General features: G+C 67.9%; 27 protein-coding genes. 26 read left to right on the plus strand and 1 reads right to left on the minus strand.

The genetic code is table 11. The features are described 5' to 3' along the window. The 26 genes from LG3211_RS20790 to LG3211_RS25050 are packed head-to-tail and all read left to right on the plus strand — an operon-like array spanning position 1 to position 20,231. On the plus strand, positions 1 to 759 hold the full coding sequence (locus LG3211_RS20790) for a flagellar biosynthetic protein FliR (protein ID WP_057944493.1): 759 nt from the start codon (positions 1 to 3) through the stop codon (positions 757 to 759). After that, a complete protein-coding gene (locus LG3211_RS25045) occupies positions 756 to 1,826 on the plus strand; it encodes an EscU/YscU/HrcU family type III secretion system export apparatus switch protein (RefSeq protein ID WP_083512715.1) in 1,071 nt (356 codons plus the stop codon). Before LG3211_RS20790 ends, LG3211_RS25045 begins: the two co-directional genes overlap by 4 nt. Continuing rightward, on the plus strand, positions 1,823 to 3,931 hold the full coding sequence (locus LG3211_RS20800) for a flagellar biosynthesis protein FlhA (RefSeq protein ID WP_057944494.1): 2,109 nt from the start codon (positions 1,823 to 1,825) through the stop codon (positions 3,929 to 3,931). The genes LG3211_RS25045 and LG3211_RS20800 overlap by 4 nt, the downstream gene beginning before the upstream one ends. A gap of 13 nt (positions 3,932 to 3,944) precedes the next feature. Beyond that, a complete protein-coding gene (locus LG3211_RS20805; RefSeq protein WP_057944495.1) occupies positions 3,945 to 4,700 on the plus strand; it encodes a flagellar hook-basal body protein in 756 nt (251 codons plus the stop codon). A gap of 3 nt (positions 4,701 to 4,703) precedes the next feature. Beyond that, a complete protein-coding gene (locus tag LG3211_RS20810) occupies positions 4,704 to 5,477 on the plus strand; it encodes a flagellar hook-basal body protein (protein WP_057944496.1) in 774 nt (257 codons plus the stop codon). A 38-nt stretch (positions 5,478 to 5,515) separates the two neighbouring features. Continuing rightward, a complete protein-coding gene (locus tag LG3211_RS20815; RefSeq protein ID WP_057944497.1) occupies positions 5,516 to 6,070 on the plus strand; it encodes a flagella basal body P-ring formation protein FlgA in 555 nt (184 codons plus the stop codon). Continuing rightward, the gene (locus LG3211_RS20820) at positions 6,067 to 6,681 is read left to right on the plus strand and encodes a flagellar basal body L-ring protein FlgH (protein WP_057944498.1); all 615 of its coding nucleotides are present in this window, start codon (positions 6,067 to 6,069) and stop codon (positions 6,679 to 6,681) included. The genes LG3211_RS20815 and LG3211_RS20820 overlap by 4 nt, the downstream gene beginning before the upstream one ends. A 5-nt stretch (positions 6,682 to 6,686) precedes the next feature. Further along, complete coding sequence (gene flgI / locus LG3211_RS20825; protein WP_222837532.1) at positions 6,687 to 7,820, plus strand: flagellar basal body P-ring protein FlgI; 1,134 nt, start codon at positions 6,687 to 6,689, stop codon at positions 7,818 to 7,820. Positions 7,821 to 7,849: 29 nt separating this feature from the next. Continuing rightward, positions 7,850 to 8,215 (plus strand): flagellar basal body rod protein FlgB, encoded by a 366-nt coding sequence (locus LG3211_RS20830; protein WP_057944500.1) that lies wholly within the window; start codon positions 7,850 to 7,852, stop codon positions 8,213 to 8,215. Between the two features lie 2 nt (positions 8,216 to 8,217). Continuing rightward, positions 8,218 to 8,679 (plus strand): flagellar basal body rod protein FlgC, encoded by a 462-nt coding sequence (gene flgC / locus LG3211_RS20835; RefSeq protein WP_057944501.1) that lies wholly within the window; start codon positions 8,218 to 8,220, stop codon positions 8,677 to 8,679. Then, on the plus strand, positions 8,676 to 8,987 hold the full coding sequence (fliE, locus tag LG3211_RS20840; RefSeq protein WP_222837533.1) for a flagellar hook-basal body complex protein FliE: 312 nt from the start codon (positions 8,676 to 8,678) through the stop codon (positions 8,985 to 8,987). Before flgC ends, fliE begins: the two co-directional genes overlap by 4 nt. Before the next feature lies 1 nt (position 8,988). Continuing rightward, on the plus strand, positions 8,989 to 10,476 hold the full coding sequence (fliF, locus tag LG3211_RS20845; RefSeq protein WP_057944502.1) for a flagellar basal-body MS-ring/collar protein FliF: 1,488 nt from the start codon (positions 8,989 to 8,991) through the stop codon (positions 10,474 to 10,476). Next, on the plus strand, positions 10,457 to 10,984 hold the full coding sequence (locus LG3211_RS20850) for a hypothetical protein (protein WP_148649047.1): 528 nt from the start codon (positions 10,457 to 10,459) through the stop codon (positions 10,982 to 10,984). Before fliF ends, LG3211_RS20850 begins: the two co-directional genes overlap by 20 nt. After that, positions 10,981 to 11,667 carry a FliH/SctL family protein gene (locus LG3211_RS20855; RefSeq protein ID WP_057944504.1) on the plus strand — a complete coding sequence of 229 codons (687 nt, stop codon included), beginning with the start codon at positions 10,981 to 10,983 and terminating at the stop codon, positions 11,665 to 11,667. The genes LG3211_RS20850 and LG3211_RS20855 overlap by 4 nt, the downstream gene beginning before the upstream one ends. A 1-nt stretch (position 11,668) precedes the next feature. Then, the gene (locus LG3211_RS20860) at positions 11,669 to 13,003 is read left to right on the plus strand and encodes a FliI/YscN family ATPase (protein ID WP_057944505.1); all 1,335 of its coding nucleotides are present in this window, start codon (positions 11,669 to 11,671) and stop codon (positions 13,001 to 13,003) included. After that, on the plus strand, positions 13,000 to 13,449 hold the full coding sequence (locus LG3211_RS20865; RefSeq protein ID WP_057944506.1) for a hypothetical protein: 450 nt from the start codon (positions 13,000 to 13,002) through the stop codon (positions 13,447 to 13,449). Before LG3211_RS20860 ends, LG3211_RS20865 begins: the two co-directional genes overlap by 4 nt. Then, entirely contained in the window at positions 13,446 to 14,138 is a 693-nt protein-coding gene (locus tag LG3211_RS20870; protein ID WP_057944507.1) for a hypothetical protein, read from the plus strand. Before LG3211_RS20865 ends, LG3211_RS20870 begins: the two co-directional genes overlap by 4 nt. Then, positions 14,128 to 14,541, plus strand: coding sequence for a flagellar hook assembly protein FlgD (locus tag LG3211_RS20875; RefSeq protein ID WP_057944508.1), 414 nt, complete (start codon positions 14,128 to 14,130; stop codon positions 14,539 to 14,541). The genes LG3211_RS20870 and LG3211_RS20875 overlap by 11 nt, the downstream gene beginning before the upstream one ends. A gap of 11 nt (positions 14,542 to 14,552) precedes the next feature. Continuing rightward, positions 14,553 to 15,779 (plus strand): flagellar hook-basal body complex protein, encoded by a 1,227-nt coding sequence (locus tag LG3211_RS20880; protein WP_057944509.1) that lies wholly within the window; start codon positions 14,553 to 14,555, stop codon positions 15,777 to 15,779. Beyond that, positions 15,776 to 16,600, plus strand: a complete 825-nt coding sequence (locus LG3211_RS20885; protein WP_057944510.1) for a FliM/FliN family flagellar motor C-terminal domain-containing protein — start codon at positions 15,776 to 15,778, stop codon at positions 16,598 to 16,600. Before LG3211_RS20880 ends, LG3211_RS20885 begins: the two co-directional genes overlap by 4 nt. A gap of 5 nt (positions 16,601 to 16,605) precedes the next feature. Further along, positions 16,606 to 16,932 carry a FliM/FliN family flagellar motor switch protein gene (locus LG3211_RS20890; RefSeq protein WP_057944511.1) on the plus strand — a complete coding sequence of 109 codons (327 nt, stop codon included), beginning with the start codon at positions 16,606 to 16,608 and terminating at the stop codon, positions 16,930 to 16,932. Between the two features lie 43 nt (positions 16,933 to 16,975). Beyond that, on the plus strand, positions 16,976 to 17,338 hold the full coding sequence (locus tag LG3211_RS20895) for a flagellar biosynthetic protein FliO (protein WP_057944512.1): 363 nt from the start codon (positions 16,976 to 16,978) through the stop codon (positions 17,336 to 17,338). Next, a complete protein-coding gene (gene fliP, locus LG3211_RS20900; protein ID WP_222837534.1) occupies positions 17,335 to 18,105 on the plus strand; it encodes a flagellar type III secretion system pore protein FliP in 771 nt (256 codons plus the stop codon). Before LG3211_RS20895 ends, fliP begins: the two co-directional genes overlap by 4 nt. Continuing rightward, complete coding sequence (locus LG3211_RS20905; RefSeq protein WP_222837535.1) at positions 18,102 to 18,860, plus strand: sigma-70 family RNA polymerase sigma factor; 759 nt, start codon at positions 18,102 to 18,104, stop codon at positions 18,858 to 18,860. The genes fliP and LG3211_RS20905 overlap by 4 nt, the downstream gene beginning before the upstream one ends. Continuing rightward, positions 18,857 to 19,489, plus strand: a complete 633-nt coding sequence (locus tag LG3211_RS20910; RefSeq protein WP_057944513.1) for a tetratricopeptide repeat protein — start codon at positions 18,857 to 18,859, stop codon at positions 19,487 to 19,489. Before LG3211_RS20905 ends, LG3211_RS20910 begins: the two co-directional genes overlap by 4 nt. Positions 19,490 to 19,499: 10 nt before the next feature. After that, positions 19,500 to 20,231, plus strand: a complete 732-nt coding sequence (locus tag LG3211_RS25050; RefSeq protein WP_083512717.1) for a lytic transglycosylase domain-containing protein — start codon at positions 19,500 to 19,502, stop codon at positions 20,229 to 20,231. A gap of 64 nt (positions 20,232 to 20,295) precedes the next feature. Here the strand turns inward: LG3211_RS25050 and LG3211_RS20920 are convergent, their stop codons facing one another. Beyond that, entirely contained in the window at positions 20,296 to 20,640 is a 345-nt protein-coding gene (locus tag LG3211_RS20920; RefSeq protein ID WP_057944514.1) for a hypothetical protein, read from the minus strand. Between the last annotated feature and the right edge of the window lie 234 nt (positions 20,641 to 20,874).

Below are 20,874 nucleotides of genomic sequence, written 5' to 3' on the forward strand. Positions count from 1 at the left end.
ATGAACGCCTATGTCGCCGCGATCGCGCTGCTGTCCCTGCGCCTGGGACCGGTCTTCGTGCTGTCGCCGCCGTTTTCGCTGATCCGGGTGCCGCAGCGCGTGCGCGTGTGCCTGGTGCTGGCACTGTCGGCGCTGCTCGCGCCGGTGCTGCCGATGAAATTGCCGGCCACCGAAGGCGCATTCGTGGTTTCGGCCCTGTCGGAAGTGCTGATCGGGCTGACCTTCGCGCTGGCGCTGCAACTTGCGTTCGCGGCGCTGTCGTTCGCCGGACGCGTGCTCGACGTGCAGGCCGGCTACGGCCTGGCGATGGTGATCGATCCGGGCACGCGCGCGCAGTCGCCGCTGTTCGGCACCATCTTCGTCATGGCCGCGGCGGTGATCTTCTTCGCCAACAACGGCCATCTGGAACTGGTGCGCGTGCTCGCCGCCAGCGCCCACGCCATGCCGATCGGCCTGCCGATGCTGGCCGGCAGCCCGCAGGCGCTGGTCGGCTATCTGAGCCTGGTGATCAGCACCGGCTTCGGCGCGATCGCGGCGGTGACGGTGACCTTGTTCCTGATCGATCTGACCATCGCCCTGCTGTCGCGCGCGTTGCCGCAGATGAACGCGCTGATGCTGGGCCTGCAGGTCAAGACCATCGCCACCCTGGTGATGCTGACGCTGTCGGCCGGGCTGCTGGCGCCGGTGGCGCTGCGGCTGATCCGTTACTCGCTGGATTTCATGACCTCGGTGAGCGTGAGTTCCGGGAGCGCGCCATGAGCGGCGATACCGATCTCAACAAGTCCGAGCAGGCGACACCGTACAAGCTCGAACAGGCGCGCAAGAAAGGCATCATCGCCAAGAGCCAGGAACTGGGCATGGTGGTCAGCCTGGCCTGCGCCGGCGGCTATATCTATGCGCGCGGCGACGTCCTGTTCGCGCGCCTGGGCGCCTTGAGCGAACGCGCGTTGAGCGAATCGGCGGCGATCGACGGCGGCGGCCAGGCGCTGATGCAGTGGATGCAGCGGCTGGTGGTGGAAACCGTCGACGTGATCGCGCCGCTGATCGGCGTGGTCCTGCTCGGCGCGCTGCTGGCGACGCTGGCCCAGACCGGCGTGCTGTTCGCGCCGGCGGCGATGAAGCCGGACTTTTCCAAGATCAATCCGATGCAGGGCCTCAAGCGGGTGTTCTCGCTGCAGACCCTGATCGAGGCGGCCAAGGCCTGTTTCAAGATGGCGGTCTACAGCGGCATCTGCCTGCTGCTGATCTACCAGGTCGCGCGCAGCCTCACCCACGCCGGCCGCGGCGCGTCCGGCATCGCCCTGTCGCTGTCGTCGCTGGGCATGAAGCTGCTGATGTTCTTCCTGCTGGCCGCGGCGGTCTTCGCCGCGATCGACCAGATCCTGGTGCGGCGCATGTTCGCCCGGCGCATGCGCATGAGCAAGCACGAGCAGAAACAGGAAATCAAGCAGCGCGAAGGCGATCCGCGGATCAAGCAGCGGCGCAAGCAACTGCAGCGCGAACTGCTGCAGCGCGCGCAGAGCATGCGCAACGTTCGCGGCGCCGACGTCCTGGTCACCAATCCCACGCATTACGCGATCGCGTTGAAATACGAGCCCAAGAAGATGCTTGCTCCGACCATCGTGGCGAAAGGTTCCGGCGAATTCGCCCTGCGCCTACGCAAGCTGGCCTTCGTCTACGGCGTGCCGGTGATCGAATCGCGCCTGCTGGCGCGGCAGCTGTTCCATAAAGTGCCGATCGAACGCGAAGTGCCCGAGACGCTGTATCGCGACATCGCCGCGATCTACCTGCGCCTGCGCAGCCGCGGCGCGGAGGCGGCGGCATGAACGCGATCGTGTCCAAGAGCTGGTTCTCGCGCCTGGGCAAGCACGCCGACCTGGCCCTGGTCGGCGCGGTGCTCGGCATCCTGCTGATCCTGTTCATCCCGATTCCGCCGGCGCTGCTGGACCTGCTGATCCTGGTCAACTTCGCCTTCGCCCTGTCGATCCTGCTGATGACGTTCTACGTCGCCCGGCCGGTGGACTTCTCGACCTTCCCCTCATTGCTGCTGATCGCGACCTTGTTCCGGCTCGCGCTCAACATCGCCGCGACCCGCCTGATCATGTCCGGCGCCGAGGCCGGCAACGTGATCCGCTCGATCGGCGAGTTCGTGGTGCAGGGCAATTTCGTCATCGGCCTGATCGTGTTCTTCATCCTGATCGTCGTGCAGTACGTGGTGGTCACCGCCGGCGCCCAGCGCGTGTCGGAAGTGGCCGCGCGCTTCGTGCTCGACGCCATGCCCGGGCAGCAGATGAGCATCGACGCCGACCTCAACATGGGTCTGATCGATCAGGAAGAAGCCAAGCGCCGGCGCAAGGAACTGGAAAAGGAAGCCGGCTTCTACGGCTCGATGGACGGCGCGAGCAAGTTCGTCAAGGGCGACGCGATCGCCGGCATCGTGATCCTGCTGATCGACATCCTCGGCGGCTGGGCGGTCGGCGTGGCGCAGATGGACATGGCCTGGCACGACGCGCTGCGCACCTTCACCCTGCTGACCATCGGCGACGGCATCGTCACCCAGGTGCCGGCGCTGGTCATCTCGGTCGCCACCGGCATCATCGTGACGCGCTCGGCCTCCGACAACGAGCTCAGCGCCGAAGTCGTGCGGCAGATGGTGCGCTTTCCCAAGATCCAGCTGATGGTGGTGCTGGCGCTGATGGGCCTGCTGACCCTGCCGGGCATGCCGAAGTGGCCGCTGCTGATCCTGGCGGCGCTGGCGGTGGTGATCTTCCTGATCATCCGCCGGCAGAAACGCGAATTGCAGGAACCCGCCGAAGAAGCGCAAGACAAGACCGACGCCGCCGCGGCGAGCGCGGTGCCGCCGATCGAGATCGCCTTCGGCCCGGCGCTGGCGGCGGCGTGGCTGCCGATGCAGAGCGTGCTGACCGACCGCATCGCCTCGTTCCGCAAGCATTACTCCAAGGACATGGGCGTGATGGTGCCGGCGGTGGTGTTCCGCGACGAGCCCATGTCCGGCGCCAACGACTACCGCATTTATCTGTTCGGCGATCGCTTCGCCGAGGCCACCATTCACGCCGACATGACCCTGGCGATCCACGCCTCGGACAAGGCCGGCAAGCTCGCCGGCATCGCCACCAAGGACCCGGCCTTCGGCCTGCCGGCGGTGTGGATCGACAACGAACTGAGCGCGCAGGCGCGGCAGCTGGGCTATACGCCGGTCGATTCGGTGACGGTGCTGGTCACCCATGCGATCGAAGTGGTCAAGGCCAACATCGCCATGCTGCTGTTGCGTTCGGAAGTGATGACCTTGCTCGAAGGCGTGCGCACGCGCCAGCCGGGACTGGTCGAGGAACTGGTTCCCAACGTGCTGGCGATCAGCGACGTGCAGCACGTGCTGCAGGGCTTGCTGGAAGAAAACGTGTCGATCCGCAACATCGACCTGATCGTGGAAGTGCTGGCCGACAGCGGCCGCCACGAGAAAGACCCGGCCAAGCTGGTGGAAGTGATCCGCCGCCGCCTCGGCCACAGCATCTGCCGCGCCATCCAGGGCGACAAGGAGGCGCTGTCGGTGCTGACCCTGGACCCGGCGGTCGAGAACCGCATGCTGCAGAACCTGCTCGAAGCGCAGGACGCCAGCAACAGCTTCGTGCTCGATCCGCGCATGGCCGAGAGTTTCCTCGGCCGCCTGATCAAGCTCAACGAATCGATGATGCGCAAGAACCTGTCGCCGGCGCTGCTGTGCCGGCCGGAGATTCGCCGCGCGCTGCGCCTGTTCACGCGCCGCGTCGCGCCGCGCCTGGCGGTGCTGTCGATGAACGAAATCCCGCACTCGATCAGCCTGACTTCGTTCGGCACCGTCAGCGCCGATCTGCCGGCGGTCGAAACCGCGGCCACGGCCAACATTTTCAAACCCCTCGCCGCCACTTCCTGAAAGGACGCAATGCATGGATAACCTGATGCTCGTGGCGACCCAGTTGATCTCGCGCGAATCCCAGCGCGTGGAGGTCTCCGCCAACAACATCTCCAACGTCGCCACGCCCGGCTACAAGCGCCAGGTCGCGTTCCAGAGCGTGCTCGGCGCGGAAGCGGCGCAGCAGTTGCTGGAACAGGCGACGCAAACGCCCGCCGCTGCCCAGGCGATGAGCCGGGCGACGGACTTCTCCGCCGGCAAGCTGCAGCACACCGGCAATCCCTACGACCTCACCGTCACCGGGCCGGGCTTTCTGCAGCTGGCGACCGATCAGGGCTCGGTGTACGCGCGCACCGCCTCGCTGCACCGCGATGCCGACGGCCGTCTGCTCACCGCGCAAGGCTGGCGCCTGCAAGCGGCCGGCGGCGGCGACGTGGTCGTCTCGGGCGAGAACTGGAAGCTGGAGCGCGACGGCACCGTGGTCGATGCCGGCAATCCGGTCAGCGCGGTGCGCCTGGTCGAGTTCGAAGACCTGAGCAAGCTCATCCGCGCCGGCAGCAATTACTTCGCCGCCGCCAGCGATGCTCGCAGCAGCGAGAACCTGCCCGGCGCCGCCGGCACGCTGGCCAGCAGCGTGCAGCAAGGCTATGTCGAGGCGGCCAACGTTTCGGTCGGCAACGACATGATCCAGATCATGGAAGCGATGCGGCGCATCGAGTCCGGACAAAAACTCGTCCATGTCTACGACGACATGGTCGGCACCGCACTGCAACGCCTGGGGGGCATGTAAGCAATGAACGGAATCTTCTATATCGGCGCGACCGGTCTGGACGCGCAGGGCAAGGCGGTGGAAACCGTCGCCAACAACGTCGCCAACATCAACACCGCCGCCTACAAGCGCGGCACGGTGTCGTTCTCGGAATTGCTCAGCAACGATCCGTCGAGCGCCGGTGCGGTGCCTGGCGATGCGGCGCAGCGCGTGGCCGCCGGCGTGATGGCCAATCCGACCCTGCACGTGTTCACCCAGGGCGAACTGCGCCCGACCGGCAACACGCTCGACATCGCCATCCAGGGCGAAGGCTTCCTGGAACTGGCCGCCGCCGACGGCCAGACCACGCTGTGGCGCGGCGGCACTTTGCGCATCGGCAGCGACGGTTATCTGGCCGCCGCCAACGGCACGCCGCTGGCGGCGATGATCTCGGTGCCGGCCGATGCCGAGGGCGTGCAGATTTCCAAGACCGGCCAGGTCATGGCGACCATTCGCAACGAACGCACGCCGGTGGAAATCGGCCAGCTCGACCTGGTGATCCCGGCCGATCTGCAGCGCATGGAATCGCTCGGCGACGGCTTGTACCAGTTGCCCGACGATCAGCTGTCGGTGACCCGCGCCACGCCCGGCGAGGACAAGGCCGGGCAACTGGTACAGGGCTTCAGCGAAGCGTCCAACATCAAGCTCGCCGATGAAATGGTCAGCCTGATGATCTATCAGCGCGCCTACGCCTCCAACGCCCGGCTGGTGCAGATCGGCGATGAGCTGATGGGCATCGCCAACGGACTCAAGCGCTGAACATGATCGCTTCGACGCCCGCTCCGGTTTCGGCTCGCATGCGCTTGCGTGCGCTCGCGTGCGCGGCGCTGATGGCGCTGGCTTCGCCGCTGGCCGCTTCGGCCGCGGTGAAAGTCAGCAGCGCGGTCGCCGGCCCGGCCTCGGCCGACAGCACGCCTGAAGAAATCCACGATCACGCCGCCGTCGCCGAGCGCGCCTGCCTGCGCGTGCTGCGTCCGGTCGCGCGCGGGCAAGCACTGCGCGCCGCCGACGTGCGCTTTGATCGCTGCGGTGCCGACACGCTCGTGCAACGCGCGCACTACGACCGCGATTCCGGCCTGGTGCGCGCGCCGGTCGATCTCGCCGCTGGCGATGCCATCGCGCCGGTCGCGGAGAGCCTGTTCGCCGACGTGCGCCAGGGCGACAAACTCGCGCTCATCTACCGCGACGGCCCCATCGCAATATCGCGCAACGGCGTCGCCGCGCGCGACGCCAAGGCCGGCGCGCCGGTGCGCGTGGCGATGGGCGACGGCGCCATCGTTACCGCGCCGGTCTCGCCGCCGCCTCCGTCTTCGTCCACTCCGTCTTCATCCCTCGCAGGGGAAACGCCATGATCCGCCCCACCCGCCCGCCGCGCGCGCGCATGCCGCTGGCCGGCCTGCTGCTCGCCGGGCTGACCGCGCTGAGCGCGCTCGCGCCCGCCGCCGCGGCCGATCTGTATCGCGAAGAATCGTTCCAGGCCTTGACCTCCGATCGGCGGGCTCAGCGGGTCGGCGATCTGATCACCATCCTGGTCTACGAAAACTCCAGCGCGCGCAACACCGCCGACACCACCACCAAGACCAACGTCGGCATCGGCGGCAACATCAAGACGCTCGGCGACACCAGTTCCGACTTCACCGTCGGCCTGGGCGACAACTACGGCGGCCGCGGCCAGATACAGCGCAGCGGCAATCTGCTCGCGCAGATCAGCGCCACCGTCACCGGCACCTATCCGAACGGCGATCTGGCGATCTCCGGCGAGCAGCGCATCAACGTCAACGGCGAGAAGACCCAGATCCGCCTCAGCGGCAAGATCCGTCCGGTCGATATCGCCCAGAACAACACCATCCTGTCGAGCCGCATCGCCGACGCCAGGATCGACTACACCGGGGACGGCTACATCACCGATCGCACGCGCCCCGGCCTGATTCCGAAAATTCTCGCCTGGTTGGGGCTGTGGTGATGTCCATGCGTTGCTTACTCGCCCTGTGCGTCGGCGCCGCCGTGTGTTTCGGCGCGATCGACAGCGCTCGCGCCGCCGAAACCGCGTCCGGTTCGGTGCGGCTCAAAGACCTCGGCCGTTTTCTCGGCCGCCGCGACAACATGCTGGTCGGTTACGGCATCGTCACCGGCCTGTCCGGTTCCGGCGACGCGCCGCGCAACCAGGCCACGCGCCAGGCCATGCAGAACCTGCTCTCGCAGTTCGACCTGGTGGTGCCGGTGGAACAGATCCAGAGCCGCAACGTGGCGATGGTGATGATCACCGCGACCCTGCCGGCCACCGCCAACGTCGGCGACAAGATCGACGTCAACGTGACCTCCACGGGCGATGCGCGCAGCATCGCCGGCGGCACCTTGATCATGAGCCCGCTGCGCGGCCCGGACAAGCGCGTGTACGCACTGGCCCAGGGTCCGGTCACCGTCGGCGGCTTCCGCTTCGACGGCAACGGCAATCTGCGCCAGAAGAACCATCCCACCGTCGGCGTTGTATCCGAAGGCGGCACCGTGGAAGTTCCGGTGCGCGCCGAGTTGGTCGCCGACAACGGCCATCTGGACTACATCCTCAAGAACGCCGACGCGGTCACCTCCGAGCGCATCGCCGCGCGTATCAACGAATCGATGGGCTCGGGCGCGGCGACCTCGCTGGACCCGGAAACCGTGCGCATCCGCGCGCCGCAGAACCCGGGCCGGCTCAACGCCTTCGTCGCCTTCATCGAAGGGCTGTCGGTGATTCCGGACGTGGCTTCGCGGGTGATCATCAACGAGCGCACCGGCACCATCGCCGCCGGCGGCGATACCCGCATCTCGCCGATCACCATCTCTCACGGCGATCTGCGCGTGTCCATCGACACCGAGTACACCGCTTCGCAGCCGAACTTCATCGGCATCGCCGACGACTCGGTGCGCAGCCTGATCGTCGGCAACAGCCGCCTGGGCGTCGAGGAAGGCGACCAGCACGTGGCCATGTCCTACAAGCAGACCACCGTGGCCGAACTGGTCGCCAGTCTGGCCAAGGCGCGGGTCAACACCCGCGATGTGATTTCCATTCTTCAAGCGATCAAGGCCGCCGGCGCGTTGCACGCCGACCTGGTCGTCCAATAACCGCCGCACCGCACTCAGGGGAAAGCACCATGACATCGCCGGTCATCGAAGCGATCGTAAGCAAGGCCCTGGACGGCCTGCATCTGCGCGAAATCGCCACCGCCCACAACGTCGCCAACGCCTCCTCGCCCGGCTTCGTGCCGGTGCGGGTGAGCTTCGAGGGCGAACTGCAACGCCTGGCCGCGGCCACCGCCGATCTGGCGCCGGAACTGCGCGCGGCCGAGTTGTCCTCGCTGCAGCCCGGCATCGCCGCGGCGACCGATCCGTCCGAGCGCAGCGTCAAGATCGATCAGGAAATCGCCATCGCCTCGGAAACTTCCGCGCGCTACGCCATGCTGATCGGCATGCTCAACCGCAGCCTGCAGATGCAGCAGCTGGCGATCCGGGGGAGCTGAGCATGAGCGACTCATTGTTCGCCATCGCCCGCTCGGGCATGGACGTGGAACGCCTGCGCATGGAAGTGGTCGCGCAGAACCTGGCCAACGCCGGCGCCGTGCGCGGTCCCAACGGCGAGAACTACCAGCCGATGCGGTTGATCTCCGGCCCGGGTTCGGCGCCGTCGTTCCAGCAGGTACTGGGCCAGTCGGCGCAGACTTATTCGCTGCACGCGCCGGGCGATCTGAGCGGCACCCGCAGCTACGGCGTGCAGGCCACCGCCGCGCCGCCCCGGATCGTCCACGACCCGGCCAATCCCATGGCCGACAAGGACGGCAACGTCGCCTACCCCGGCGTCGATCATGCCGGCGAGATGGCGCTGATGGTGCAGACCCAGCGCGTCTACGAGGCCAACGTCGTCATGTACAACTCCGCGCGCTCGATGTACATGCGCGCGATGGATATCGGAGGCAACAACCCATGAGCATCGACGCACTCGCCGCATTGATGTCGGCGCAATCGGCCGGCGCCGTCGCGCCGTCGCTGGCGCCCGCGACCGCCGCCCCGCCCGCGCAGAGCTTCGGCTCGATGCTGCTGGCCAACGTGATGCACGCCGACAACTCGGTGCAGGCCGCCGAGAAAGCGGTCGAAAGCTTCGCGCTCGATGGCCGCACGCCGCCGCATCAGGTCATGATCGCGCTGGAAGAAGCGCGCATGTCCCTGCATTACGCCCTCCAGGTCCGCAACCGGCTGGTCGAGGGTTACCAAGAACTGATGCGCATGCAGCTCTGACATGAACGCCGAAACCGCACCCTCGGGCTGGATCTCCCGTCTCAGCGCCGATTCGCGCGGCCGCCAGATCGCCATCGCGATCGGGCTGTCGCTGCTGTTCTTCGCCCTGCTGCTCGGCGGTTATCTGCTGCTGCGGCCGCATTACATCGTGCTGTTCCGCGACCTCAAGCCGCAGGATGCCGCGGCGGTGGTCAAGGAACTGGAAAAGGAAAAGATTCCCTACCGCTACGACGAAGCCAGCAACGCCATCCTGGTGCCGGAAGGCGAATCCAAGGCCGCGCGCATCAAGCTGGGCAGCGGCGATCTGCGCCTGCAGGACGTGGTCGGGCTGGAGCTGTTCAAGGACTCCGACCTGGGCCTGACCGAATTCGCGCAGAAGGTGAACTACCAGCGCGCCTTGCAGGGCGAAGTCGCGCGCACGCTGATGTCGCTGGAAGAAGTGGACATGGCGCGGGTGCACCTGACCTTGCCGGAGTCGTCGATCTTCCGCCGCGAGCAGGTCAAGCCCAAGGCGTCGGTGACGATCTTCCCCAAGGGCAAGGACGCGCTCGGCGAAGACAGCATCCGCGGCATCCAGAAGCTGGTCGCCGCCTCGGTGCCGGGCATGACCCCGGCCGACGTGATCGTGCTCGACCAGCGCGGCGCCGCCGCCACCGCGGACGAAACCGGCGAGGTGTCCGACCCGAAGTTCGCGCTCAAGCAGTCGATCGAGCGCAGCTACGAGAAGAAGATATCCGAACAGCTCGCGCGCGTGCTGCGCGAAGGCAGCGCCAACGTCAGCGTCAACGCCGACATCAACTTCGACCAGATCCAGACCACGCGCGAAACCGGCACCGCGCCGGCGCCGGCCGCCGAAGCCGGATCGCGCGCGCTGCCGCCGTTGCCCGCGGTGGCCGGCGGCAACGCCGCGCCGGCCGCGTCCGATCCCTTGCCGCCACTGCCGGGCATCGCCATCGGCGCGCCGGCGGCGGCACCGGTCAAGACCAACCGCGTGCTCGAACAGATCGTCTCCGCACCGGGCACGGTCCGCCGCCTCAGCGTCGGCATCGTGCTCGACCGCGAGCAGCCGCCGGCGGTGATGGCCAAGATCGAGTCGCTGGTCGCGGCCACGATCGGCCTGGACAGCAAGCGCGGCGACGTGATCTCCACGGTGGTGCGCGATCCGGCGCTGCCGATCGCGGCGGCGTTGCCGCCGGCCGGCTCGCTCGCCGGCGATTCGCCCGCCGTCGCCGATCGCGCCGCGCCGCCGTCGCGTCCGCGGACCGCCGCCAGCAACGCGGGCTGGACCGGTTTCAACCTGGGCAGCGCGGTGCTGATCGCCGTGGCCGCCGCGCTGCTGCTGATCGGTTGGCTGGCCCTGCGCGCGCTGCGCGGCAACGCCCGCCGCGAACGGCGTTCACTCACCCAGCAAGAGCGCCAGCAATTCGCCGCGCGCTTGAGGCTGCTGCTGGAAGCACAGGGGAATGCGCATGCCAAGTCCGAAGCCTGAGCGCGAGTTGCGCCGCGCGATCAGCCAGCTGAGCCAGTACTCGATCGAAGACATCGAGGCGATCTGGTCGCAACTCGATCCGCGCGAGCAGGAACAACTGCGGCCGATGCTGGCGCAAGCCAGCGAACTGCTGCCGGGCACGCAACTGCCGGGCCTGCAGCCGGCGGCGCCGGCGGCGGCGCAGAACGATCCGCTTGAGCGCGTACCGGCGGGCATGGCGGTCTACCTCGGCCGCCTGCCCGAAGCAGTCGCCGCGAGCGTGCTGTCCAGCTTCGAGCCGGCCGCGCGCGAATCGCTGCTGGCGGCGCTGCCGGACAAGGCCGCGCGCGAACCGCTGCGCGCATCGGCGTGCAATATTTCGCTGATGCCGGCGGCGCGGCGCGCCCTGCACGCGGCGGCGGTCGCCGCATCGCGTGAGGTCGAACTCAGCGTGGTCGAAACTCCCGCGCCGGCCGTCGTGCCGCGTCGCGGTCTGGCCGGCTTGCTGCGCCGGAGCCCGCGCGCATGAGCGTGATCAAGGCCGGCACCGTCCTGGTCAGCGGCGAGCGGCGTTCGACGCTGCAGGCCGCGACCGCGGGCGAAGCGCCGGCGGCGTTCGTCGATACCCAGGCGCTGCGCATCGCCGAGTTGGAAAAAGCCCTGACCGACGCCAACGCGCGCCTGGCCGCGCTGGCCAAGTCGGCCGACGCGCGCGAAAAGCAAGCGCAGGAACGCGGCCACGCGGAAGGCATGGAGAGCGGCAGGACGCAGGCGCAGCAGCGCCACGACGAACAGCTCGAAGCGCTGGCGCACGGCATCGCCGACGCGCAGGAAAGTTTTCAGCGCGAGCTCATTGAAACCGCGCAGCAGTGGTCGGTCGATCTGGCCCAGGCCGCGCTCGGCCGGGTTATCGGCGACACCGCGCTTTACGCCGAGCTGATCGCGCGCACGGTCGCCCATCATCTGCGCTCGCTCGCTCACGACAGCGTGCTGGCGATCGAAGTGGCCAGCGTCGATTTCCCGGACGACGCCGCGCTGCGCGCGGCCTTCGCCGAACAAGGCGCGATGCCGTCCTATCAGGTCAGCGCGCAGACCGGCCGCGCCGCCGGCAGCTGCGTGATCAAGCTCAAGCTCGGCCGTCTGGACCTGAGTCTGCCGTCGCAGCGCCAGCGCCTGGACGCCGCCTTCGATTCCGCGCAGGGACGCGACTGACATGACCGCGCACGCGCTGATCGACGCCATCCGCCAAGTCGATACCGTCGCCCGCCTGGGCACGGTCACGCGCATCATGCCGACCTTCATCGAGGCCGACGGTCCCGGCGTGCCGCTGGGTTCGCTGTGCCGCATCCGGCTCAACGCGCACGGTGGCGATCGCCCTTCGACCCTACTGGCCGAAGTGGCCAAGGTCGAAACCGGCCGCATCACCCTGGCCCCTTACGGGCCGGTGTCGGCCGCGCATATCGGCGACACGGTCGAAGCATTGCGGGTGGGCGCCAGCTTTCCGGTCGGCCCGAATTATCTCGGCCGCATCGTCGATCCGATGGGCGTGCCGCTCGACGGCGGCGCAGCCGTCGACGGCCCGCTGGAATCGTGGCCGCTGGCCGGCGCGCAAACGCCGGCGCTCGATCGCCTGTCGCCGCGCGCGCCGTTGGAAACCGGCCTGCGCACCATCGACGCCCTGCTGACCCTCGGCATCGGCCAGCGCGTGGGCATCTTCGCCGGCAGCGGCGTGGGCAAGACCACCTTGCTCGCCGATCTGGCCAGTCACGTGCAGGCCGATGTCTGCGTGCTGTGCCTGGTCGGCGAACGCGGCCGCGAGGCCGACGACTTCTGGCAGCACGCACTGACCGAACAGGCGCGGCAGCGCTCGGTGATGGTGGTGGCTACCTCCGACCAGCCGGCGATCCTGCGCGCGCGCAGCGTGCTGGTCGCGCTGTCGCTGGCGGAATACTTCCGCGCCCAGGGCAAACACGTACTGTTGCTGCTCGATTCGATCACCCGCTACGCCCTGGCGCTGCGCGAGATCGGCCTGGCCGCGGGCGAGCCGCCGACCCTGCGCGCCTACACGCCGAGCGTATTCTCTGCGCTGCCGAAGGTGATCGAACGCTGCGGTGCGTTGCGCCACGGCGGCGCGATCACCGCGCTGATGACGGTGCTGGCCGAGACCGACGACATCGACGACCCGATGACCGAAACCCTGCGCGCGCTGCTCGACGGCCACATCGTGCTGACCCGCGCGCTGGCCGAACAAGGCCACTATCCGGCGATCGACGTGCCGCGCAGCATCAGCCGCGTCTTCGGTCAGGTCACCGGCGCCGAACACCGCGCCGCGGCCAAGACCGCGATCGCCCAGCTGTCGCTGTACGAGACCTCGCGCACGCTGGTCGAATCGGGCCTGTACTCGGCCGGCTCCAACGCGCAGCTGGACCGCGCGCTGCGCACGCGTCCGGCGCTGATCGACTTCCTGCGTCAGGAAAGCGGACAAGGCCACACCGGCGCGCAGAGCATTGCGCGCCTGCACGAACTGGTCGGCGGAGCCAAGCCATGAGCCGCGAGCGCCTGCACCAGCTCGACGAAGTCGCGCAGTTGCTGCGTCTGCGCCTGCAGAACGCGCAGATGCGCGCGGCGATGCTGCGCCGCGATGTCGATGCGGCGCAGCGCGCGCTCGATACGGCCAGCGCGCAACGCGACGAGATCGAAGCCGGCTGGCGGCATTCGTTGAGCGACGGCATCGGCCTGGATCTGAATTCGCTTTCGGCCTGGCGGGCGATGGCGCACGCCGCGCAATCGCGCTGCAACGCCGCCCAGCAGTCCTTGTGCAACGCGCGCGAAGCGCTCGAGGCATTCGGCCGCGAACTGATCCGCCACCAGAACCTGTCCGAACGCGGCGACGAACTGGCCGATCGCGAGCGCACGGCGGTGGCGCGCAAGCACGACGACAAAGTCAGCAACGCCATCCTGGAACGGCACAACGCGATGGAAGTGCAAGCATGAAAGTAAGCGGACCGATCCTGCCGCCGCCGGCCACGCCCGCGCCTTCCGGCACGGGCGCCGCCAAGGGCCAGGCGCGCGGGCAGTTTCAGAACATGATCCAGCGCCTGGAAAGCGACATGTGGGCGGGCGCCGAAGCCGGCGCTTCGCCGGTCGCGCCGGTGACGCCGCGCGTACCGGTGCGCGGCGCAGGCCCGGTCGCCGCGCCAGCGAAGCTGATGCCGGCCAGCTACCTGCGCGATCCCTCGCTGCCGGTCGATACCCAGACGCCCGCACCCAGACGCTACGACATCCGCGACATCGTCGCCGCGCAGGCGCCGCTGACCGCGCCGGTCGCGAGCGAGCGCGCCAAGTCGGGCGAACCATTGGCCGCGTTCGCGCCGATGCAAACCCCGCGCGCCCGCGCCGCCAGCACCGCCGGCGAGCCCGCCGCGGCCGCGCGCATCGCCACGCCCGCACCGCAACTGCCGCAAACGCATTACGAGGCGCTGGCCGAGCGCCTGAGCCTGATCAACGGCGCCGGCGGCCTCAGCGTGGCGGTGCGCGTGCGCGAGGACCGGCCGCTCGACGCCGACCTGCTCAAACGCATGATCGCGCGCGTGCTGCACGAACACGGCGCCGGCAACGCGCAGCTCTACATCAACGGAACGCACGCAACCACTTTCGACGGGGGAGAACGACATGGCGATTAGTCCCATCAACGGCGGCTCGGGCGCCGGCACTTCGCAGCGGATCGATTCGCTGGGCCTGGACATGCAGTCGCTGCTGCAGATCATCCTGACCCAGCTGACCTATCAGGATCCGCTCAAGCCGGTGGACAACTTCGAGTTCGTCTCCCAGCTCGCGCAGTTCACCTCGCTGGAGCAAAGCCGTCAGCTCACCGACAAGATGGATCAGCTGCTCGGCGTGCAATCGGCGACGCAGACGCTGGGCCTGCTCGGCCGCAACGTCGACGTGCAGGGCGACCAGGGCCTGATCAGCGGCGTGGTCAAGAACGTCTCGTTCAAGAACGGCCAGCCCGAGTTGACCATCACCACCGCCGGCGGCGAGTTCCTCGCCAACGCCAGCATTTCCCAGATCGTGCAAGTCCGCTAAAGGAGCGAGCCATGCTGGACAGCATCTACATCGGCATGAGCGGTCTGACCGCGCATTCCAAGGGTTTGCAGACCATCAGCAACAACGTCGCCAACCTCAACACGCCCGGCTTCAAGACCACGACGCCGCGGTTCTCCGACCTGTACTACGGCCAGCGCTTCTTCGGCGAAGGCCCGGACTCGGCGCGCATCACCAGCGCCGGCAGCGGCGTGGAGTACAGCTATTCCTCGCTGAACTTCAAGCAAGGCGAGATCCGCAAGAGCGACGGCCAGCTCGACCTGGGCATCGAGGGGCCGGGCTTTCTCGCCCTGCTCGGCGAACAGGGCGTGCGCTACGCGCGCACCGGCCAGTTCGTGATCAAGGACGACGGTACGATCCGCGAAAAGAACAACGACCTGCAGCTCACCACCCTCGCCGCCGACGGCAGCCTGGTGCCGGTCAGCCTCGACAAGCAGCGCGTGAGCCCGCCCAAGGCCACCTCCAGCATCAAGTTCAACGGCAACCTGATCATGGCCGCCGCGCCCGCCGCGGGCGCGCCGAACACCGACGTGTACTCGATTCCCAACGTCGAGCTGTACGACGCGGCCGGCACCAAGATCGTGGCGACGGTCAAGTTCACCCGCGACCGCAACGCCGCTTCGACCCTGCCCAGCAACATGACCTTGTGGCAGGTGAAGCTGGAGACCAAGGACGGCCAGTCGCTCGGACAGGGCCAAATCCGCTTCATTTCCAGCATCATCGAGTCGGGTGCGGACCAGTTGGAGATCACCATCAAGAGCGGCGCCGGCGACAGCAAGGTCAAGCTCGACTTCTCCAGCCTGAGCCAGTACTCGAACAGTTCCGACGTGCGCGTGACCAAGGCCGACGGCTACGGCATGGGCACGATGGCCTCGCTCAACGTCAACGACACCGGCGCGCTGGTGGTGAATTACTCCAACGGCCAGACCACCGAGCTGGGCACGGTGGCGATGGCGAACTTCTCCGATCCGCAGCGGCTGATCCAGCTCGGCGACGGCCTGTTCGACGCCTCGCAACTGCCGCCGCCGAACTATGTCGGCAGCAAGCAGGGCGCGGGCGAACTCGCCTCGGGCGTGACCGAAGCGTCCAACGTCGATCTGTCCACCGAGTTCGGCCGGCTGATCCTGATCCAGCGCGGCTTCCAGGCCTCCTCGCAGGTCATCAGCACCGCCAATGAAATGATCATGCAGTTGTTCCAGATGAAGAGCGGCCAAGGATGAGCGCGAACCAGAGCGCGGCCGCGGCCGCATCCGCGCAACGCTGGCGCCCGCTGGGCGAGGCCGATCGCGATTGGGCCCGCGCCGAGGCCGAGGCGGCGCTGCAGCGTTGGCAGGACGAATGGCTGGATCAACGCCTGCTCGGCGTGACCGCGGTGGAGACGCTCGCGCCCGGGCACGCGCTCGACGACGGCGCCGGCGCGCGCTGGCAGGCCGGCGATCGACTCGCCGCGCAGACCGACGCCGGCGCGTGGAAGCGTTATGCGCTGGCGGCGATGGCCTTGTCGGCGCAGGCCGACGCGCAGGTGCCCGAGGCGCTGCTCGCGCCGTTCAAGCATGAGCTGATGGAAAGCCTGCTGGCGCGGCTGGGCGGCGATTTCCTGCGCGGCGTTGATGCGCCGACGCTGCAGCGCGCGCTGCCCGGCAGCGGCTTCGCCCTGCCGCGCGGCGGCCTGCGTCTGCGCATCGGCAGCGCGCGCGATCCGCACTTGCTGGACCTGTATTGCGCGGCCGAACTGGCCTGGGCGCGGCCGATGAAGGGCGCACCGGCAGTGCCGCGCATCGACAAGCCCGCCCCGCTCAGCGCCGCGCTCGGCGACAGCGAACTGCGGCTGTCGGCGGTGATCGGCAGTTGCGAGCTCAGCGCGCTGCAACTGAGCGAACTGGCCGTCGGCGACGTGCTCACCACCTCGCAATTGCTGCACGAGGCAATCCAGGTGCGCCTGCACGCCGACGACGCGCCGCCGCGCACCGTCGCCCTCGGTCGGCCGGGGCGCTCGCAGCAGCGCCTGTCGATCGTACTTACTTCCATTACCCAAAAGTGATTCCCATGAACCCTTCGCTCGGCGTCAGCAAAATCGACATCATGCAAATCGATCTTCCGGAGCAGGCCGCCAGCGCGCCGGAAAAGAACCCGCAGCGCATTCCGATGGACATGCTTTCGGAAATCGCGGTCAAGGTCGAAATCCGCCTCGGCACGGCCAGGATCACGGTCAAGGAACTGATGGCGATGCAGGCCGGCTCGCTGCTGACCCTGGATCAGCACTTGCTGCAGGACGTGGACGTGCTGCTCAACGACCGCATCGTCGCGCGCGGCGAAATCGTCGCGGTCGGCGACCACTTCGGCGTGCGGGTCAAGGAACTGGGCGCCGCCTGATCGGGCCGGTTCGCCGTCCGGCGAACCGCCCGGGGATCCGAACATGCATATCGATTATTTCCGCGTCGTCCTGTCGCTGGCCCTGTGCCTGGGACTGGGCGTGGGCGCCATCTACCTGCTGCGCTCGCGCTTTCGCGGCTTGAGCTCGCGCGTCGCCCGCGACCTGTCCTTGCTGGAAAGCCTGCAGATCGACCCGCGCACCGCCGTGCACGTGCTGGGCTACAAGGGCGAGCGTCTGCTGCTGACCACGCGCGACAACGCCATCCACGTTACCGCCCTGCGCAGCGCCGACGCCGACGCCGCGAGCGAGCCCGCGCCGCAGGACGATGCCGCCGACACCAATACCGGCACCGATGCCACGGCCGCGAACGCCGCCGAACCCCACGCTGGAGCCCGCGCGTCATGAAGTCCTTCCTGCTGCGCCATCGCCGATGGCTGCTGCTGTCGCTGCTGCTGGCGGTGTTCGCCGCGGCCTCGGCCATGGCCGCCACGCCGCCGCCAGACCCGTTCACCCAGCAAGGCGGCGTGCTCACCGCGCTCAAGGGCGGCACCAGCGAAAGCGTGCGCATCGCCACCGTGCTCACCTTGCTGAGCATCGTGCCGGCGCTGGTCATTTCGATGACCGCCTTCATCCGCATCATCATCGTGCTGTCGATGATCCGCCACGCCTTCGGCATGCCGGAGACGCCGCCGACACCGGTGCTGATCAGCCTGGGGCTGCTGCTGACCGTGTTCACGATGTTGCCGACCCTGGAGAAGATCAACACCCAGGCCTATCAACCGTTCATGAGCGGCCAGATGAGCCTGGACGTGGCGCTGGAGAAAGGCGCCGGCCCAGCCAAGGAGTTCATGCTGCGGCAGGTGCGCGAGGACGAGCTCAAGGTGATGTACGAAATCTCCGGCAAGCCGCTGCCCGATTCGCCCGAGCAGGTCAGCCTGCTGCAGCTGACCTCGGCCTTCATCCTCAACGAACTGCGCGTGGCCTTCCAGATCGGCTTCGTGATCCTGCTGCCGTTCCTGTTGATCGACCTGGTCGTGTCCAGCGTGTTGCTGTCGCTGGGCATGCTGATGGTTCCGCCGGCGACGATCTCCTTGCCGCTCAAGGTGCTGATGTTCGTGCTGGTGGACGGATGGAGCCTGATCCTGCAAGGCGTGATTCTCAGCTTCAAATGATTTCTTCTGCCGCCATCGCCATGGACGAAACCCAGGCCGCGCCCGCTCCGGACGCGGCGCTGTGGGCGGCGATGCAGCAGGAAAACTCCAGCCAGGCGCGCGAAGCCATCTTCCTGCACTACCTGCCGTACGCGCAGGCGATCGCGGCCAACATCTACGGCGGGCGCTACAGCAAGGACGTGGAGTTCCGCGACTTCCAGCAATTGGCCTACATCGGCCTGCTCGATGCGATGGCGCGGTTCGATCACTCGCTGGGCAATTCGTTCAAGACCTTCTGCACCGCGCGCATCACCGGCAGCGTGCTCGACGGCATCAAGCAGCTCAGCGACACGCAGGAGCAGATCTCGCTCAAGCGCCGTCTGCAGCGCGACCGCCTGAATTCGCTCAAGGACAACAGCAGCCCGCGCAGCCGCAAGCTGACGCAGACATTGTCCGAACTCGCCGTCGGCCTGGCCATCGGCCACATGCTCGAAGGCACCGGCATGTTCGCCAACGGTCAGGAAGCCATTCGCCACGACGGCTACGAGGCGGTCGCCTGGCATCAGACCTGCCGCTCGCTGCGCCAGGCGGTGGGCATGCTGCCGACCGACATGGCCAAGGTCATCAGCTATCACTATTTCCATTCGCTGCCGTTCGAACAGATCGCCGGCATTCTGGGCCTGAGCAAGGGCCGCATCTCGCAGATCCATCGCGCCGGGCTGGGCCTGCTGCGCGAGAAGATCCAACCCCATCAACCTTCGCGGACCAAGAAATGAGAGACGACAGCTTCCCCACTGCCTGCGACGACGCCACCATCGAGGCGATCAAGGCGGCCATGCATCGTTCCGACGATGAAGCATTGGCGATGCTCGATCAGGCCATCGCCCGGCACCCGGCCGATGCGCGCCTGGCGCTGCTGCGCGGCTCGGTCTACGCCAGCCTGGGCCAATACCCCGGCGCGTTCGCCGATCTGAGCCAGGCCATCGTGATGGCGCCGGACTTGCACGCGGCGCGTTTCATGCTCGGCTATCTGGAGCTGTGCCACAAAGGCGCGGCGCAGGCGCTGGCGGTCTGGCAGCCGCTGACCCAGCTCGACGAGAGCCAGCCGCTGGGCGATTTCGCCCGTGGCCTCACTCAGCTGGTCACCGGTCAGCCCGAGCAGGCGCGCGCGTATCTGCAACGCGGGCTGGACGGCAATCGCGATCATCCCGAGCTGTCGCCGTTCATCGCCACGCTGATCGAGAAGTCGCACGAAATCGTCGCCGACGCGGCCGATGCGCAGGCCGGCGACTCCGCCCTCGCCGCCGGCATCGCGATCGCAGAAGCGAACCCGGCCGATGGCGACGAGCCCTCGCCGAGCAGTCATCTGCTGCTGGGCGATTACCTCGCCCGCCGCGATCACTGAGCCGCTCGCGATGCGCGCGGTGTCGTTGCCGATCCCATCGCCGTCCGCGCCGCACACGCGGCGGCGAGCTGCGCCCGCGCTGATCGCGCTGGCGGCGGCGTTGCTGGGCACGCAGACGATCGCGCCGGCCGCGGCCGATTGCATCGACGATGCCGCCAACTACCAGCGCGTGCATCCGCAGGTGCTGCGCGCGATCGCCTATCACGAGTCGCGGATGCGGCCGCAGACCGTCAACTACAACAAGAACCGCACCACCGACATCGGCCTGATGGGCATCAACACGGTGCACAACAACGAACTGTCGCGGCATGGCATCGACCAGGAGCGCTTGTTCGATCCGTGCGTGAACGCCTACGTCGGCGCATGGCTGCTTCGGCGCAAAGTAGACCGTTACGGACAGACCTGGAAAGCCGTCGCCGCCTATCACTCCGAAACACCGGAAGTGGGCGAGGCGTACATGCGCCGGATTCAAGAGGTGATGCGGCGCTGGGGTCTGCTGCCGGCGATGGCGGCCGGCAATAAACCGGCGGCGATCGCCGCGCCGGTTTCGACACCGGCGGCGCCGGTGTCGGTGCCTTCGTCCGCACCGGCGACAGCAGCGGAAGCGACCGCTGCTTCGGCTGCATCTGCAGCTTTGACAATGTCGGCAGCAAAAGCCGCATCTTCATCAGCGAGCGCCGTCTCCGCGGCAGCCTCGGAGGACCCGAACGCTCAAGCCGCCGCTCTGGCGACGATTCGTTGACGCTGCGGCTGAGTCTTGGAACGCAACATGCGCCGTCGTGGACGGCGTACCGATAGCGATCCCCTCAAGCCTCTTCCACGCAAGCCCGGCACAAGGCCCAGGTCTCCGCGTCGTCGGCCATCACCGACACCACCACGCCGATGGTCTGGTGGAACTCCGCCGAATTGGCCAGTTCGTCGCCGAATTCCTCCGCCAGCAGACCTTCGACCAGGCGATTGATCAGCACCCTCTCGTCGGTAACGCCCGCGGCCTTGAGCGCCTGCACGGCCTGCAGCGGCGAATTGCGCGCGGTCTCGCCGGCGCCGCCGCCGCTGGAGCGCTGCTGCTGCGACGCGGGTGCGCGCCCCTGCTTCTGCAGATGGACGCGCAGTTGCGCGATCAAGCGGTCCAGACGGGAAATCGAGGTCATTGCGACAGGGCTGAATAAGGAAGTGGTGAGTCTGACCGGTTTGCCGCCGCGACGCTGCGAGGCATCCGGCCGGCATGCGCGCGAGCATCGGCGAGATGCCCACGCCGGCGGCAGCACCGTGGCGAACATTATGCGCGATGGGCATGGCAAAACCGCCCCGCACTGGCCCTGTCGGCGCCGATTTAATGGCTCTTCCAGGCCCACCGGCCCCCTCGCATCGTGGCCGCAGGTCCC

This window comes from Lysobacter gummosus (assembly GCF_001442805.1).
Lineage (GTDB): Bacteria > Pseudomonadota > Gammaproteobacteria > Xanthomonadales > Xanthomonadaceae > Lysobacter > Lysobacter gummosus.